Here is a 14,837-nt window from a genome sequence, read left to right as displayed (position 1 = left end):
CGCGGGGGCGTCGGCGGGCCGGGACGAGGCGGTGTGGTTGATCTTCACGGGGCGTTCCTTGCTGGTTTCCTATGGCATTACGGTCGCGCCGGCGAATTCTTTAGGGCGCTCGCCCCGATTTCGCCGCGCAGCGGTTTCGGCGGCATTTTCGCATGCCGCCCGCCACGGGTTTCCAGTCTTTGGGCCACGATCAAGGCACTTTCGGCGGGCTACTGCAGCACCACGGTGTCACCGCTGCGCACCAGCCCGTTGACCACCTGGCCGCTGCGCAGGCGCACCTGCACGGTGTTGCCGGTGGCGGCATCGGCCAGCACCTTGCCTTCGCTGGTGATCTGGAAGGCATCGCCTTCCACGGCCACGGTGACGGTCTGGCCCTGGCGCACGGCGATGGCCTTGCGCAGCAGGTCGGCGCGTATCGGCGAGCCGGCGGCAATGCGGTTGGCGGTGACCGCGCCGGCAAGCTGCGCCGGGTCGGTGATCACCGCGCGCGGCAGCGTGCCCAGGTCGCCCTGGCGGACTTCGATATCGGCCTGGCCGACCGGCTCGCCCGGGCCCAGCGCGCGCGCGGCGACGTAGTAATCGGTCAGCACCGACACGCGCGCCTGCATGTAGCGCACCCACGGCCGCTCGCCGCCGCAGCGCACGCCGACAGAGACGCGGCCCCACGGCGAGGTGCCGGCGGGCAGGAACGGGTCGGGCGCAAGGCAATCCGGCGCGCGGCCACCCGAAGGCGGTGCCACCTGCACGCTGACCTTGCCCGGCAGGCCGGCGGTCTGCTGCAGCAGGAAGCGTTCGACGGCAACGCGCGCGGGGTCTTCGGCAAAGGGGCTGGCAGCGGGGTTGGCGGCGAGGTTGCCTGCATAAGCAGCCTGCTGCTGGCCGTGCGCGGCCGGCGCCTGCATGGCGACGGGCATGACCTGCGCCGGCGCGGCACCGGCGGCGGCCGGGCCAAGCAGGCAGGCCGCCAGCAGGGCTTGCGCCAGGCTGCGGGCGTTGCGGCAATTCTGTTTCATCTGGACTTCCCGGCAAGGACGGCACGGCATGCATGGCATGCCTGGCGCACCGCCCCGTGACTGGCTGCGCGTCCCGTTTACATCTGTCATCGGGGTCCCATTGTAGGCAGGCCCTCGCGCGAGGGCGGGCCGAAATGCATGGATTTCCCGTCCTTATTCATCCGATTGGCGTGACAGGTCGCCGCCTAAGATGGCAACCCTGAAGAAGGTCGTTCGCTCCGTTCTTGTGAGCAGGGAGATGCCAGGATGATTGACAGACTCGACGCGGCACTACGTTTCCAGCAGGAAGCGCTGAGCCTGCGCAACCAGCGGCAGTCGGTGATTGCCTCCAACATCGCGCACGCGGACACGCCCGGCTACAAGGCGCGCGATTTTGATTTCTCCAGCACGCTGGCGCAGAGCGTCGAGCGCGGCCATCGCAATGAGGGCATGTCGCTGTCCACCACCTCGGTGCGCCATCTGCCCGCGCAGGCCCCGGGGCGCGAGGAATTCGACCTGGCCTACCGCATCCCGCTGCAGTCCAGCGTCGACGGCAACACCGTGGAAATGGATGCCGAGCGCGTGGCCTTCGCCGACAACGCCGTGCACTTCGAGTCCGGCCTGACGGTGATGAATTCCAAGATCAAGACCATGCTGGCCGCGATCCAGCAATAAATCGAGCAGTAAGGGAGAGAGCGCATGCCGGCAATGAACATCTTCGACGTCGCGGGCTCGGCCATGGCCGCGCAGTCGCAGCGCATGAACGTGACCGCTTCCAACCTGGCCAACGCCGACAGCGTGGTCAGCCCCGACGGCCAGGCCTATCGCGCCAAGCAGGTCGTGTTCGGCATGGCGCCCACGCCGGGGCAGACGGACATCGGCGGCGTGCAGGTGCGAGGCGTGTCGGAAGACCCGTCGCCGCCGCGCATGGTGCACAACCCCACGCACCCGATGGCCAATGCCCAGGGCTACGTGGTGATGCCCAACGTCAACCCGGTGGAAGAGATGGTCAACATGATCTCGGCCTCGCGCTCCTACCAGGCCAACGTGGAAGTGCTCAACACCGCCAAGAACATGATGCTCAAGACGCTGACGATCGGCCAGTGACAAGCCCCGGCCTGTATCGGCAACGCCTCCACCAGCACGCACACAACGAACCGACATGACAACCACCTCCGCGGTAGGCAGCAACACCCAGGGCATCAACGACGCCCTCAAGAGCGGCAGCGCCAGCGCGTCCGAACTGCAGAACAACTTCCTGACCATGCTCGTCACGCAGATGAACAACCAGGACCCGCTCAACCCGATGGACAACGCGCAGCTGACCTCGCAGCTGGCGCAGATCAGCACGGTCAGCGGCATGCAGACCATGAACGCCACGCTGTCGCAGTTGCTGTCACAGGTCAGCGCCAGCCGCGCCATGGACTCCGCGGCGCTGATCGGCCATACCGTGATGGTGCCGGGCAAGCAGGTGTCGGTGGAAGGCGGCGTGCCGGGCAAGTTCGGCCTGGACCTGCCGTCGACCGCGGATGCGGTCACCGTCGACGTGCTCGACAAGGACGGCAACGTGGTGCGCACCATCGACATGAAGGGGCAGACCGCGGGCGTGCACAACGTCGCATGGGACGGCAAGAACAACGCCGGCGCGGCCGTGGCCGACGGCGACTACACCTTCAAGGTGACCGCCACCGCCAACGGCACCTCGGTGCAGCCGGTGGCGCTGGTCTACGGCAAGGTCCAGAGCATCAGCGGCGACGCCAGCGGCGTGCTGGTGGACCTGGGCGACGGACAGACCGCGAACGTCGACGACGTACGGCGCATTCTCTAAAACGCAGGTGCCGGCAGCGCACAGGCGCCGGCCGTTCAATGACAGCCTAGTCAAAAGGAAGCAATCATGGGTTTCGGTCAAGGGGTAAGCGGCCTGAACGCCGCCGCGTCCAATCTGGACGTGATTGGCAACAACATCGCCAACGCCAACACGGTTGGCTACAAGCAATCGGCGGCGCAGTTTGCCGACATCTACGCGGGCACCAAGATCGGCCTGGGCGTGCGCGTGAACTCGGTGGTGCAGTCCTTCAACCAGGGCAATATCGAAGCCTCCGGGCGTGCACTGGACGTGGCCATCACCAACGGCAATGGCTTCTTCCGCCTGACCAGCCCGGAAGGCGCGGTCTACTACTCGCGCAACGGCCAGTTCCAGCGCCAGGAAGACGGCCGCATCACCAATATGCAGGGCCTGCAGGTGACCGGCTATCCCGCCGGCGTGGCCGGCGGTGCCGGCGTGCAGCCGCAGCCGCTGGTGGTCAGCAACGCGCAGATGGAGCCCAAAGCCACCAGCAACATCACGGCCAAGTTCCAGCTGGATTCGCGCAGCACCGTGCCGGCCAATCCGTTCCCGCCCGCGGCCGTGCCGCCGGCGACGACGCCCGCTCCCGACAGCAGCATGTTCAACTACAGCACGGCGATCAACGTCTATGACTCGCTGGGCAACAAGCAGCAGCTGATGGCGTACTTTGCCAAGTCAGGCGGCGCGCCCACAGTTGGCGGCGGCACCGACTGGAAGATGTATGTCACGGACGTCAATGGCAACCCGGTCGGCGGCGCCGCGCCGCTCACGCTCGCGTTCGACAACTCCGGCGCGCTCCAGTCGCCCGCGGCCAATGCCGTGACCCTGACCCAGCCGGCCGTCAACGGCGCGCAGGCCATGTCGATGGCGCTGGACCTGACCGGCACCACCCAGTTCGGCGCCGACAACGACGTCAAGCAGCTCAGCCAGAACGGCTACACCTCGGGCAGCCTGCTGGGCTTCTCGGTCAATGGCGACGGCACCATCACCGGCAACTATTCCAACGAGCAGACCAAGCCGCTCGGCCAGATCGTGATGGCCGCATTCGGCAACGTCGAAGGCCTGAAGCCGGAAGGCGACAACGTGTGGTCGGCCACCGGTGCCTCCGGCCAGGCGCTGGTCGGCGTGGCCGGCGGCAGCATGGGCACGCTGCGCTCCAATGCGGTGGAAGCTTCCAACGTGGACCTGTCCGGCCAGCTGGTCAACCTGATCGTGGCGCAGCGCAACTACCAGGCCAATGCGCAGACCATCAAGGCGCAGGACACGGTCATGCAGACCCTGGTCAACCTGTGACCGCCACGCTGAGCTGAGCCGCCGCCATGGACCGCATGATCTACACCGCCCTGTCGGGCGCCAAGCAGATACTCGACCAGCAAGCGGCGGTATCGAACAACCTGGCCAACGTCTCCACGCCGGCCTTCCGCGCGCAGGTCAACCTGTATCGCGCGGTGCCGGTGGTGGGGCCGGAGGCGGGCACGCGCGCCTTTGCGCTGGCCTCGACCCCCGGCGCCGACATGCGCGCCGGCCCGCTGACCTACACCGGCCGCACGCTGGATGTGGCGCTGCAGGGCAATGGCTGGCTGGTGGTCCAGGCACCGGACGGCACTGAGGCCTACACCCGCGCCGGTGCGCTGCAGGTGGCGCAGGACGGCCAGGTGCAGACCATCTCCGGCCTGCCGGTGATGGGCGACGGCGGTCCGCTGGCGGTGCCGCCGGGCTCGCAGGTAACCATCGGCACCGACGGCACCATCACCGCGCGCGGCCCCGGCGAAGCCTCCGCCGGCCTGGCGCAGGTGGGCCGGCTGCGCGTGGTCAACCCGCCCAACGAAGCCATCGCGCGCGGCGATGACGGCCTGTTCCGTCTGCGCCCCGGCGCGCAGCCGCTGGAGGCCGATGCCACCGTGCGCGTGATCTCGGGCGCGCTGGAAGGCAGCAACGTCAACCCGACCGAAGCCATGGTCGAGATGATCGCCAATGCCCGCCGCTTCGAGATGCAGATGAAGATGATCCAGGGCGCCGACGGCAACGAGCAGCGCGCCAACCAGCTGCTCTCGACCAACTGACCTGAATGAATGACCGGCACGGCGCGCCGTGCCAGCACCAACGCAAGGACCACCATGATCCGCTCTCTCTGGATTGCCAAGACCGGCCTCGATGCGCAGCAGACGCAGATGGACGTGATCTCGAACAACCTGGCCAACGTGTCGACCAACGGCTTCAAGCGCGGCCGCGCGGTGTTCGAGGAACTGATGTACCAGACCATCCGCCAGCCCGGCGCGCTGTCGTCGGACCAGACCACGCTGCCTTCCGGCATGCAGCTGGGCACCGGCGTGCGCCCCGTGGCCACCGAGCGCATCCACACCCAGGGCAACCCGCAGCAGACCGGCAATGCCAAGGACGTGGCCATCCTGGGCCAGGGCTTCTTCCAGGTGGCGCTGCCCGACGGCACCACCGCGTACACGCGCGACGGCTCGTTCCAGGTGGACCAGAACGGCCAGCTGGTGACCTCCAGCGGCTTCGTGATCCAGCCCGCCATCACCATCCCGGCCAATACGCTGTCGATGACCATTGCGCGCGACGGCACCGTGTCGGTGACGCAGCCGGGCTCCAGCGCCAACGTGCAGGTGGGGCAGCTGCAGCTGGCCACCTTCATGAACCCGGCCGGCCTGGAAAGCATGGGCGAGAACCTGTACGTGCAGACCGATGCCTCGGGCGCGCCCAACACCACCGTGCCGGGCCTGAACGGCGCCGGCGTGGTGCAGCAGAACTACGTGGAAGCGTCCAACGTGAACGTGGTGGAAGAGCTGGTCAGCATGATCCAGACACAGCGCGCGTATGAGATCAACAGCAAGGCCGTGCAGGCATCCGACCAGATGCTGCAGCGCCTGTCGCAACTGGGTTGACTGGTGTGAACATGGCCACCTTGCTTTCCCGCCTGGGCGCGCATGCGCTGGTTTGCCTGGCCGGCGTGGCAATGCTGGCCAGCGGCGGCTGCGCGCTGATGCCGCGCGAGCCGCTGGTGCAACTGCCCACCACCGCGCGCGCAGAGCCGCGGCCGATGGGGCCGGCTTCCGGCTCGATCTACCAGTCGTCCTACGCCGGCAATCCGCTGTTCGAGGACCGGCGTCCGCGCAATGTGGGCGACATCCTGACGATCCTGATCACCGAGAACGTCAACGCCAGCAAGAATTCCGGCACCAACACCAGCCGCACCGGCAACACCGCACTGGCGTTCGATGCCGTGCCGCGCGCGCTCAGCGGCCTGTTCAACAGCAGCAGCAACGCCAGCATCAACGGCGCCAACAGCATGAAGGCCAGCGGCGGCGCCAGCGCGGCCAATACCTTCAACGGCACCATCACCGTGACCGTGCTTGAGGTGCTGACCAACGGCAACCTGGTGGTCTCCGGCGAAAAGCAGATGGCCATCAACCAGGGCGCAGAGTTCATCCGCTTCTCCGGCGTGGTCAATCCGCGCACGATCACCGGCGACAACGCCGTGCTGTCGACGCAGGTGGCCGATGCGCGCATCGAATACACCGCCAAGGGCGTGATCGACGAAGCGCAGAACATGGGCTGGCTGCAGCGCTTCTTCCTCAATGTTTCTCCGTTCTGACCGCGCCATGTCTGCTCCGATGCTCGCCCGTTTCCTGTCCCGCCTGCTGCGCCTGAGCGTGATCAGCCTGGCGCTGGGCGTGGCCTTTGGCACCTTTGCCAGCGTCGCCAAGGCCGAGCGCCTGAAGAACCTGGCCACGTTCCAGGGCGTGCGCGAGAACCCGCTGGTGGGCTACGGCCTGGTGGTCGGCCTGGACAACACCGGCGACCAGACCATGCAGACGCCGTTCACCACGCAGAGCCTGACCAATATGCTCTCGCAGCTGGGGATCACGCTGCCGGCCGGCAAGAACATGCAGCTCAAGAACGTGGCGGCGGTGATGGTGACCGCCTCGCTGCCCGCGTTCGCGCAGCCCGGCAGCCAGCTGGACATCGTGGTGTCGTCGATGGGCAATGCCAAGAGCCTGCGCGGCGGCACGCTGCTGATGACCCCGCTCAAGGGCGCCGACGGCCAGGTCTATGCCATCGCCCAGGGCAATATGCTGGTGGGCGGCGCGGGCGCATCGGCCAACGGCAGCAAGGTGCAGATCAACCAGCTGGCGGTGGGGCGCATCGCCAACGGCGCGATCGTTGAGCGCGCGGTGGCGCCGTTCCAGCCGGATGGCGGCGTGCTCAACCTGGAATTGAAGGACACCGATTTCGGCACCGCCGAGCGCGTGGTGGAAGCCATCAACCGCTCCATGGGTGGCGGCGTTGCCGCGGCGCTGGACGGGCGCGTGGTGCAGGTGCGTGCGCCGGCCTCGGCGGCCGCGCGCGTGGGCTTCCTGGCCCGCATCGAAAATATCGACGTGACCCCGGCCAAGGCCGCGGCCAAGGTGATCCTGAACGCCCGCACCGGTTCCATCGTGATGAACCAGGCGGTCACGGTGGAAGACTGCGCGGTCGCGCACGGCAACCTGTCGGTGGTGATCAACACGCAACCGGTGATCAGCCAGCCCGCGCCATTTAGCGAAGGACGGACGGTGGTGGCGCCGGTGTCGCAGATCGACATGAAACAGCAGGGCGGCTCGCTGCAGATCGTCAAGGCGGGCGCCTCGCTGGCCGCCGTGGTCAAGGGGCTGAACGCGCTGGGTGCGACCCCGGCAGACCTGCAGACCATCCTGGAAGCCATGCGCGCGGCCGGGGCGCTGCGCGCCGAGCTGGAAGTGATCTGACCATGAACACGGCACGACCCCCGCAGGCGGCGGAGCTGACGCAGCGCTTCGCGCTGGACACGCAGGGCTTCGAGGCGCTCAAGCACAGCGCGCGCGGCGGCGCCGACGCCAATACGCTGCAAGCCGTCGCCAAGCAGTTCGAGGCGGTGTTCACGCAGATGGTGCTCAAGAGCATGCGCGATGCCACCCCGCAGGACGGCCTCTTCGACAACGAGCAGAGCAAGCTCTATATGTCGATGATGGACCAGCAGCTTGCGCAGCAGATGTCGTCGCGCGGGATCGGTCTGGCCGATGTGATGGTGCGCCAGCTGGCGCGTGCCACGGGCACGGCGATGCCGGCCGGCATGAGCGCCATGAGCCCGGCCGAGTCAGGCAAGGCGGCCGATGCCGAGATGGCAAGGCTGCTCGACAGCCGCGGCGCCGGGGCGGTCCCGGCCGACGCCGGCGAGCAGGCCGACCTGCCGGCGATCGGCACCATCGTGCCGGGGCAGAACTGGAATCCCACGGCCGGCCTGCGCCAGTACCAGCCGCAGTGGTACGCGGACCGTGGCCAGGGCGAGGACAGGCTGGGACGGCTGCCGGACGACGCGCCGGCCCACGTCAGCGCCTTTGTCGCCCGCATGGCCGGACCCGCGGAAGCCGCCGCGCGCGCCAGCGGCGTGCCGGCGCGGCTGATCGTAGGCCAGGGCGCGCTGGAATCCGGCTGGGGCCAGCGCGAGATTACGCACGCCGACGGCTCCACCACCTTCAACGTCTTCGGCATCAAGGCCGGCGCCAGCTGGAAGGGGCGCGTGGCAGAGATCACCACCACGGAATATGTCGACGGGCAGCCGCAGAAGGTGCGGGCGAAGTTCCGTGCCTATGGCTCGTATGACGAGGCCTGTGCCGACTATGCCCGCCTGCTGACGAACAACCCGCGCTACGCGGGCGTGGTCGGCGCGGCGTCTGCTGAAGAGGCCGCGCATGGCCTGCAGCGCGCGGGCTATGCCACCGATCCGGCGTATGGGCACAAGCTGGTGAAGATCATGAAGAAGGTGGCGGCCTGAAGGTAGCAGGTGGTTCAAGCGTAGCTTCCACCGTATGAACAAGGCTCCCCTCTCCCGCGAAGTGGGAGAGGGGTGGGGGTGAGGGCGGGAGCTTCAACGAAGTGAAGCCTGCCGGTATGCGAGCGCCTACCCTCACCCCCTGCCCCTCTCCCGCCAGCGGGAGAGGGGAGCAAACCGCCGCGCAGCGGGCGGCAGTGCGTTTGAATCCATTTCCCAGCCTAAAGTCCCGCCCCCAACCAGCCGATAACTTCCACATCCACCACCGCCGGCCCACGCCGCGGCAGTCCCATCCATCCGGGGTCAGAGCACAATGTCTCTCTTCAGTATTGGTCTTTCCGGCCTGAACACCGCGCAGAACGCGCTGACGACGACCGGCCACAACTTTGCCAATTCGGCGACCGAAGGCTATTCGCGCCAGAACACCGTCGTGGCCTCGGCCGGCGGCCAGTACACCAGCCAGGGTTTCTATGGCTTCGGCTCCAACACCACCACGGTGATCCGCGTCTATGACGAGTTCCTGACCGGCCAGCTGCGCGGCGCCACCTCGGCCAGCGCATCGCTGGCGGCGTACTCGGACCAGATCGCCCAGATCGACAACCTGCTCGCCGACCAGAAGGGCGGCCTGGCGCCGCTGATGCAGAAGTTCTTCGCGGCGGTGCAGGCCGTGGCCGACACCCCGGCCGATCCGGCAGCGCGCCAGGGCATGCTGTCGGCGGGGCAGGCGCTGGTGGGGCAGGTGCGCTCGGCCAGCAACTACTTCAAGCAGCTGCAATCGGGCGTCAACGAGCAGGTCGGCACCGTCGTCACGCAGGTCAACGCATATACCAAGCAGATTGCCAACCTGAACCAGGAAATCACCCGCCTGAAGGCTGCCTCCGGCGGCCAGCCGCCCAACGACCTGCTCGACCAGCGCGACCAGGCCGTGGCCGAGCTGACCAAGCTGGTCGGCGCCAAGGTGGTGGTGCAGGACAGCGGCACCTACAACGTCTTCGTCGGCAACGGCCAGCCGCTGGTGATGGGCAATGACGCGTACGAGCTGAAGGCGGTTGCCTCGGCGGCCGATCCCAACCGCACCGTGGTGGCCTACACCCTGCCCAACGGCAACGTGTTCGAGAGCGAGCCGGGAGCGATCACCGGCGGTTCGCTGGGCGGCCTGCTGCAGTTCCGCACCGAATCCCTGGACGCGGCGCAGAGCGCCATCGGCCGGCTGTCGCTGGCGATCGGCCAGAGTTTCAATGCGCAGCACAAGCTGGGCATCGACCTGAACGGCGCCATTGGCACCGACATGTTTGAACTGGGTAGTGCCACCTCGATCCCCAACGCCAACAACACCGTGAAGACCACGGTGGCAACGGCCAGGATCGACAATGCCTCGGCCCTGACCACCAGCGACTACAAGCTGCAGTTCGACGGCACCAACTACACGCTGACGCGTCTCTCCGACAACCAGCAAGTGGTCACGCCGGTGCCCGCCGGCGGCGTCGCCAGCTACCCGCTGCAGTTCAGCGCCGACGGTTTCACCGTCGAGATCAATGCGGCGATGGGCACCAACGATTCGTTCACGATCCAGCCCACGCGCAATGCCGCCACCGGCTTCGACATGGCGATCAGCGACCCGGCCAGGATCGCCGCGGCATCGCCGGCTCGCGCCGATGCGGCGGCATCGAACAAGGGCAACGGCACGGTCAGCCTGGGCAATGTCGCGCCCGGCTATTCGCTGCTGGCCGGCACGATCACCGCCAGGTTTGACGGAACCAAGTATGTCTTCAGCGATGCCAACGGCCCGCTCGCGTCTCAGCCGACGCCTGTGTCCAACGGCAGCAATACCGACTACTCCCTCAATGGCCTGACCTTCAGCTTCGGCGGCACGCCCAAGACGGACGACACGTTCACGCTGAGCAGCAACGCCGGCGCGGTCAAGGACAACGGCAACATGCTGGCGCTGGCCAAGCTGCAGAACGCCAAGACCGTCGGCGGCGTGTCCAGCTTCAGCGAGGCCTACGCCCAGCTGGTCAACGACGTCGGCACGCGTGCCAAGTCGGTCAAGATCGCCTCGGCCTCGCAGGACAGCATCACCACGCAGATCAAGGCCGTGCAGCAATCGGTGTCCGGCGTCAACATGGACGAGGAGACCGTGTCGATGCTGCGCTTCCAGCAGCTGTACCAGGCCAATGCCCGGGTGATCCAGACGGCCGGCACGCTGTTCGACACCATCATCGGCATCGGCAGGTAAGCGGCGGCACCCACAAGCGTCAGCAGAGTCAGAAGAGGTAACCAATATGCGCGTTGCAAGCTCCACCCTGTACCAGCAAGGCCTGGCTTCGATGAACTACCAGCAGGGCTCGCTGCTGCATATCCAGCAGCAGCTCGGCACCGGCCGCAGCATCCTGACGCCGTCCGACGATCCCGTCGGCGCCACCCGCGCGCTGGGCGTAAGCCAGGCGCAGGCCGTCAACGGCCAGTACGTAACCTCGCGCAAGCAGGCCAATATCGCGCTGGCCGCGGAAGAAAACGCGCTGCAGTCCGTCACCACCGTCACGCAGAACATCCAGACGCTGCTGGTGCAGGCCGGCAACGGCACCATGAGCGATGCCGACCGCGGCTCGCTGGCCACGGCGCTGGAAGGCCTGTACAACCAGCTGGCGGGCCTGGCCAACTCCGACGACGGCAACGGCCAGTACCTGTTCGGCGGCACCCGCTCCGGCAGCGCGCCGTTCACGCAGAGCAAAGGTCCGGGCACCTACATCGGCGACAACGGCCAGCAACTGCTGCAGGTCGATGTGGCGCGACAGATGCCCGCCGGCAACACCGGTCGCGAAGTGTTCATGAGCGTGACCGGCGGCGCAGGCTATGTCGTCAAGGGCAATGCCAACAACACCGGCAGCGCCACGTTCGGCACGGTGTCGACCACGAACCCGAGCGATCCCGACTATGGGCTCTCGATGCAGGTCACGTTTGCGGCCAATGCCAGCGGCCAGATGGAATACACCATCACCGACCTGTCGGCGGGCACGACCCCCGCACCGGTCGTGAAGGGCCCCGTTGCCTACACGTCGCCAGCCCATATCGACGTCGCCGGCGTCAGCTTCAACGTGACCGGCGATCCCAAGGACGGCGACACCATGACCATGGCTCCCGCCAGCGAGGCCGGCACCGACATGTTCGCCAACCTGCAGACCGTGATCGACACGCTGCGCCAGCCCACCCCCGACAGCAGCGACCGGGCCCATCTTGGCAACGTCATCTCCACTGCCACGCGCCAGTTCTCCAACTCGCTCGACAACGTGCTGACCGTGCGGGCATCGGTGGGTTCGCGCATGAACGAGCTGGATGCGCTGGACGATGTGGGGTCCAACCGTGACCTGACGTACTCGCAGACGCTGTCGGGGCTGCAGGATCTGGATTACGCGAAGGCGATCACCGAGTATTACCAGCGGCAGACGGCGCTGCAGGGGGCGCAGCAGTCGTTTATGCAGATTCAGGGGATGAATTTGTTTAAGTATTTGTAAGGGGAGCGCCCGCTATTGAGGAAGCGTCCTGCGGCGACCGGAGCAGCATTCGATGTCAGTACACCGGTTCCGTGCAGCCACAGGATTGGCCTCGGTCAGGAATTGAAGCGGCTCTCCGGCAGCGTTCCGTCAAGCAGGTGTCCGCAACGCAAGATTCAATTGGTCCACGGCCTGTGCCCAGTCTGCATCCTCGTCAAATTCGTCGCGCAAAAAGGCTGCCTGGGCCGGCGTCCAGAATGGTGCTTCCCAAAGATTGATGTCTTGCGGCAGCGGCGAATGCTTCGCAATGAACTCAAGGATGTCCGCTTTGCTGGATGGCAAGCCGAGCTGGGCGAACAGGTCAGAAAACTGGTGAAATGGGGTGTCCATGGGAAACTTCCGGGAAGCAGGGTTTTGTCGGATGAAATGAAAGTGTGGCCGTAGGACTGCGCTTTTCTTACAAGGGAGCGGCGCTCGCGTTAAAGGGCTGTACTCCCCAGCTATGCATGGCCCGCGCAATCAGCGCGCAAACGGCGAGCGTGCCTGAGACAACGCCCAGTGACGAAGACGTGTGGGCGTGTGCATTAAAGCCGGTAAGGAATGCAAACGCCGCCATTTCCCACTTTGTGGCGATCTTCTTGTCGTGTGTCATTTTTCAGTGAGCCGTGGTGGCGTTGCAGCCGAAGGTTGTATGGCGCCGAAAACTACACAGAGCCTTCGGCGCAGACTGGAGTTGTTTAGTTCTCGATCACCGGCGCATGCACGGGCGCGATCGACTCGTGCGTGGTTGCAGTACGTTGCGCGGCCTTGTGGACCATCGTGTAGGCGTAGTCCACGCCCATGCCGTAGGCGCCCGAGTGTTCCTTGACGAGCTTCATCACGGCGTCATAGGTATCGCGGTGTGCCCAGTCACGCTGCCATTCGAGCAGCACCTGCTGCCAAGTCACCGGTACCACGCCGGCCTGGATCATGCGCTGCATCGCGTAGTCGTGGGCTTCTTTGGTCGTGCCGCCCGAGGCATCGGCCACCATGTAGATTTCATAGTCGCCTTCGAGCATCGCACTCAGGGCGAAGGTGGTATTGCAGACTTCGGTCCACAGGCCTGCCACGATGATCTTCTTGCGGCCATTAGCGGCCAGCGCGTCGCGCACCTTCTGGTCATCCCAGGAATTCATCGAGGTGCGCTCCAGTGTTTCCTTGCCGGGGAACACGTCCAGGATCTCTGGGTAGGTATAGCCGGAGAACGACTCGCTCTCCACCGTGGTGATGGTGGTCGGCACGTCGAAGATCTTGGCCGCCTTGGCCAGGCCCACGACGTTGTTCTTCATGGTCTGGCGGTCCATCGACTGCACGCCAAAGGCCATCTGGGGCTGATGGTCGATGATGATCAGTTGGCTGTTGTGCGGGGTCAGGACCTGCAGTTTGGCGTTCGACATGATTTCTCTCCAAAAAATTTGATTCAACGATTCGGGTTTTGTTTGGCGGCGCAAATTCGCTCCGTTGCGTTGTTGCGCTGTCCATGTGCAGAACTATACCGACCGCCACATCCCAGGGAGCGGCCTATCTCCGCAATAGTTATTCAAAAAAATTGAATTCCGTTCGTCGAGACGCGAGAGAACTCTGTCCTAGTGGGTCCATCGCCCTTGGAAGTAGCGCAACATGAGTTCCGCGGCCTCGAGCGTCATCGTCTTGCAAGTGCGTACCTTGTTCAGGTCGCTGGGTGACCGGTCGTTTGTTGAAAATCGCCGCGCGAGCGATATAGCGCGACAAATAGGGAGCAGGTCCCTACGAATGGACGACCGGCGTAGACCGCCCAATCACATGTGCGTATGCAAGGCACTGGGTGAAGCCGGATGGCCAGAGTGGCCGCCGAAGAAGTGCAACCGGCCACCGGCGGTACGCCACGTCGAGAGCTTCGAAGTAGCGGCGGCAGAGCAGTGGGAAGGCCCCGTACCGCGGGAAAAGGCTGCGGCGGCATGCTGCCCATCGGTCGCCGTCAGACGACAGACCCCCGCTGGGGGCAATACCGTGCGGTACTAGGCGATGGTGTTAATGGGGGCCGGCAGCGGCAAGAGCGCCAATGTCGACCCTGTGAGCCGCAGCGCGTACATCGTCACGGGCTTGTCTACAAGGCTCTCAGTGCGCGGCAAAGGAAGTGAGCGGCGCGAACCGCCAGGTCGAAGGACGGGTCACGCGCCAGTTCGCGACCGGCCACGCAAATGATCCAGTCTCCCCTTTTGCGTTCGCAGCTCATCATCTGGTCTTCCATCTGATCTGAGAACCAGCGCCACAACGTCGCGTCTTGTTCATTGGCATGGGCCGCTGCCTGGAGCTGGGCCATCTTTAAGCAGATGTTGCCATTCATGGAATCTCCGTGTTTGCTCATCCCGTGTCTGTCTCAAGTGCCGGCCTAGCCAAATGTTGACTTCGGGCTTACGCACCTTATTCGGATGAGTCCACAGTTTCCATCGTCTTCTGGTATGACTGGCCTACACGCTTGGCGCGTCTGTAACGCATTCGGCATCCAGGCCGGCAAGCATGTCGCGATCTGCTTGAAGATCGGGGGCGAAATCAGCAGCCTCAATTCCTTCGGGGTTGGCGATGATAGTATGTTCTCCAGCAGTCGTTTGACTGCAGGAAGGCGGGCGCTTTTCGAGCTGCCAGCGTCAATGGTATTTTCAGTAACCCAAGGTCGCCCG

The 14,837-nt window shown here is 65.7% G+C and carries 15 protein-coding genes; 11 read left to right on the top strand and 4 right to left on the bottom strand.

Features of this window, described 5'->3' with window-relative positions; genetic code table 11:
* Positions 1-209 precede the first annotated feature (209 nt).
* A complete protein-coding gene (gene flgA / locus CF68_RS27510; RefSeq protein WP_035825133.1) occupies positions 210-1,013 on the bottom strand; it encodes a flagellar basal body P-ring formation chaperone FlgA in 804 nt (267 codons plus the stop codon).
* Between the two features lie 246 nt (positions 1,014-1,259).
* Here flgA and flgB point away from each other — a divergent pair, with 246 nt between their 5' ends.
* The 11 genes from flgB (at position 1,260) to flgL (ending at position 12,159) form a co-directional block, all read left to right on the top strand.
* A complete protein-coding gene (gene flgB, locus CF68_RS27505) occupies positions 1,260-1,667 on the top strand; it encodes a flagellar basal body rod protein FlgB (RefSeq protein ID WP_010812668.1) in 408 nt (135 codons plus the stop codon).
* A 24-nt stretch (positions 1,668-1,691) separates the two neighbouring features.
* A complete protein-coding gene (gene flgC / locus CF68_RS27500; protein WP_010812667.1) occupies positions 1,692-2,099 on the top strand; it encodes a flagellar basal body rod protein FlgC in 408 nt (135 codons plus the stop codon).
* 55 nt (positions 2,100-2,154) lie between these two features.
* Positions 2,155-2,820: a flagellar hook assembly protein FlgD gene (gene flgD, locus CF68_RS27495; protein WP_035825132.1), complete on the top strand. Its 666-nt coding sequence runs from the start codon at positions 2,155-2,157 to the stop codon at positions 2,818-2,820.
* Positions 2,821-2,886: 66 nt separating this feature from the next.
* Positions 2,887-4,131: a flagellar hook protein FlgE gene (gene flgE / locus CF68_RS27490; RefSeq protein ID WP_035825130.1), complete on the top strand. Its 1,245-nt coding sequence runs from the start codon at positions 2,887-2,889 to the stop codon at positions 4,129-4,131.
* 26 nt (positions 4,132-4,157) lie between these two features.
* A complete protein-coding gene (locus CF68_RS27485) occupies positions 4,158-4,901 on the top strand; it encodes a flagellar basal body rod protein FlgF (protein WP_035825127.1) in 744 nt (247 codons plus the stop codon).
* Between the two features lie 54 nt (positions 4,902-4,955).
* On the top strand, positions 4,956-5,741 hold the full coding sequence (gene flgG, locus CF68_RS27480; protein ID WP_010812663.1) for a flagellar basal-body rod protein FlgG: 786 nt from the start codon (positions 4,956-4,958) through the stop codon (positions 5,739-5,741).
* Between the two features lie 11 nt (positions 5,742-5,752).
* Positions 5,753-6,451 carry a flagellar basal body L-ring protein FlgH gene (gene flgH / locus CF68_RS27475; RefSeq protein WP_035825125.1) on the top strand — a complete coding sequence of 233 codons (699 nt, stop codon included), beginning with the start codon at positions 5,753-5,755 and terminating at the stop codon, positions 6,449-6,451.
* The gene (locus CF68_RS27470; protein ID WP_035825123.1) at positions 6,435-7,604 is read left to right on the top strand and encodes a flagellar basal body P-ring protein FlgI; all 1,170 of its coding nucleotides are present in this window, start codon (positions 6,435-6,437) and stop codon (positions 7,602-7,604) included. Before flgH ends, CF68_RS27470 begins: the two co-directional genes overlap by 17 nt.
* Before the next feature lie 2 nt (positions 7,605-7,606).
* A complete protein-coding gene (flgJ, locus tag CF68_RS27465; protein ID WP_035825120.1) occupies positions 7,607-8,650 on the top strand; it encodes a flagellar assembly peptidoglycan hydrolase FlgJ in 1,044 nt (347 codons plus the stop codon).
* 310 nt (positions 8,651-8,960) lie between these two features.
* Complete coding sequence (gene flgK / locus CF68_RS27460; protein ID WP_035825118.1) at positions 8,961-10,883, top strand: flagellar hook-associated protein FlgK; 1,923 nt, start codon at positions 8,961-8,963, stop codon at positions 10,881-10,883.
* Positions 10,884-10,929: 46 nt separating this feature from the next.
* Positions 10,930-12,159 carry a flagellar hook-associated protein FlgL gene (gene flgL, locus CF68_RS27455; protein WP_035825116.1) on the top strand — a complete coding sequence of 410 codons (1,230 nt, stop codon included), beginning with the start codon at positions 10,930-10,932 and terminating at the stop codon, positions 12,157-12,159.
* A 129-nt stretch (positions 12,160-12,288) separates the two neighbouring features.
* Here the strand turns inward: flgL and CF68_RS27450 are convergent, their stop codons facing one another.
* From CF68_RS27450 to CF68_RS27440, 3 genes are all read right to left on the bottom strand, one after another.
* Complete coding sequence (locus CF68_RS27450) at positions 12,289-12,528, bottom strand: DUF2789 domain-containing protein (protein ID WP_035825113.1); 240 nt, start codon at positions 12,526-12,528, stop codon at positions 12,289-12,291.
* A 347-nt stretch (positions 12,529-12,875) separates the two neighbouring features.
* A complete protein-coding gene (locus CF68_RS27445) occupies positions 12,876-13,574 on the bottom strand; it encodes a hydrolase (RefSeq protein WP_035825111.1) in 699 nt (232 codons plus the stop codon).
* Between the two features lie 689 nt (positions 13,575-14,263).
* Positions 14,264-14,503 (bottom strand): hypothetical protein, encoded by a 240-nt coding sequence (locus CF68_RS27440; protein ID WP_035825109.1) that lies wholly within the window; start codon positions 14,501-14,503, stop codon positions 14,264-14,266.
* Between the last annotated feature and the right edge of the window lie 334 nt (positions 14,504-14,837).

It is taken from the genome of Cupriavidus sp. SK-4, from assembly GCF_000611125.1.
GTDB classification, from domain to species: Bacteria; Pseudomonadota; Gammaproteobacteria; order Burkholderiales; family Burkholderiaceae; genus Cupriavidus; species Cupriavidus necator.
This window is presented reverse-complemented; position numbering and strand designations above follow the sequence as displayed.

Excerpts from the sequence above, each read along its gene's own strand:
- flgA (WP_035825133.1), bottom strand. The coding sequence starts at position 1,013 with ATGAAACAGAATTGCCGCAACGCCCGCAGCCTGGCGCAAGCCCTGCTG.
- flgB (WP_010812668.1), top strand. The coding sequence starts at position 1,260 with ATGATTGACAGACTCGACGCGGCACTACGTTTCCAGCAGGAAGCGCTG.
- flgC (WP_010812667.1), top strand. The coding sequence starts at position 1,692 with ATGCCGGCAATGAACATCTTCGACGTCGCGGGCTCGGCCATGGCCGCG.
- flgD (WP_035825132.1), top strand. The coding sequence starts at position 2,155 with ATGACAACCACCTCCGCGGTAGGCAGCAACACCCAGGGCATCAACGAC.
- flgE (WP_035825130.1), top strand. The coding sequence starts at position 2,887 with ATGGGTTTCGGTCAAGGGGTAAGCGGCCTGAACGCCGCCGCGTCCAAT.
- CF68_RS27485 (WP_035825127.1), top strand. The coding sequence starts at position 4,158 with ATGGACCGCATGATCTACACCGCCCTGTCGGGCGCCAAGCAGATACTC.
- flgG (WP_010812663.1), top strand. The coding sequence starts at position 4,956 with ATGATCCGCTCTCTCTGGATTGCCAAGACCGGCCTCGATGCGCAGCAG.
- flgH (WP_035825125.1), top strand. The coding sequence starts at position 5,753 with ATGGCCACCTTGCTTTCCCGCCTGGGCGCGCATGCGCTGGTTTGCCTG.
- CF68_RS27470 (WP_035825123.1), top strand. The coding sequence starts at position 6,435 with ATGTTTCTCCGTTCTGACCGCGCCATGTCTGCTCCGATGCTCGCCCGT.
- flgJ (WP_035825120.1), top strand. The coding sequence starts at position 7,607 with ATGAACACGGCACGACCCCCGCAGGCGGCGGAGCTGACGCAGCGCTTC.
- flgK (WP_035825118.1), top strand. The coding sequence starts at position 8,961 with ATGTCTCTCTTCAGTATTGGTCTTTCCGGCCTGAACACCGCGCAGAAC.
- flgL (WP_035825116.1), top strand. The coding sequence starts at position 10,930 with ATGCGCGTTGCAAGCTCCACCCTGTACCAGCAAGGCCTGGCTTCGATG.
- CF68_RS27450 (WP_035825113.1), bottom strand. The coding sequence starts at position 12,528 with ATGGACACCCCATTTCACCAGTTTTCTGACCTGTTCGCCCAGCTCGGC.
- CF68_RS27445 (WP_035825111.1), bottom strand. The coding sequence starts at position 13,574 with ATGTCGAACGCCAAACTGCAGGTCCTGACCCCGCACAACAGCCAACTG.
- CF68_RS27440 (WP_035825109.1), bottom strand. The coding sequence starts at position 14,503 with ATGAATGGCAACATCTGCTTAAAGATGGCCCAGCTCCAGGCAGCGGCC.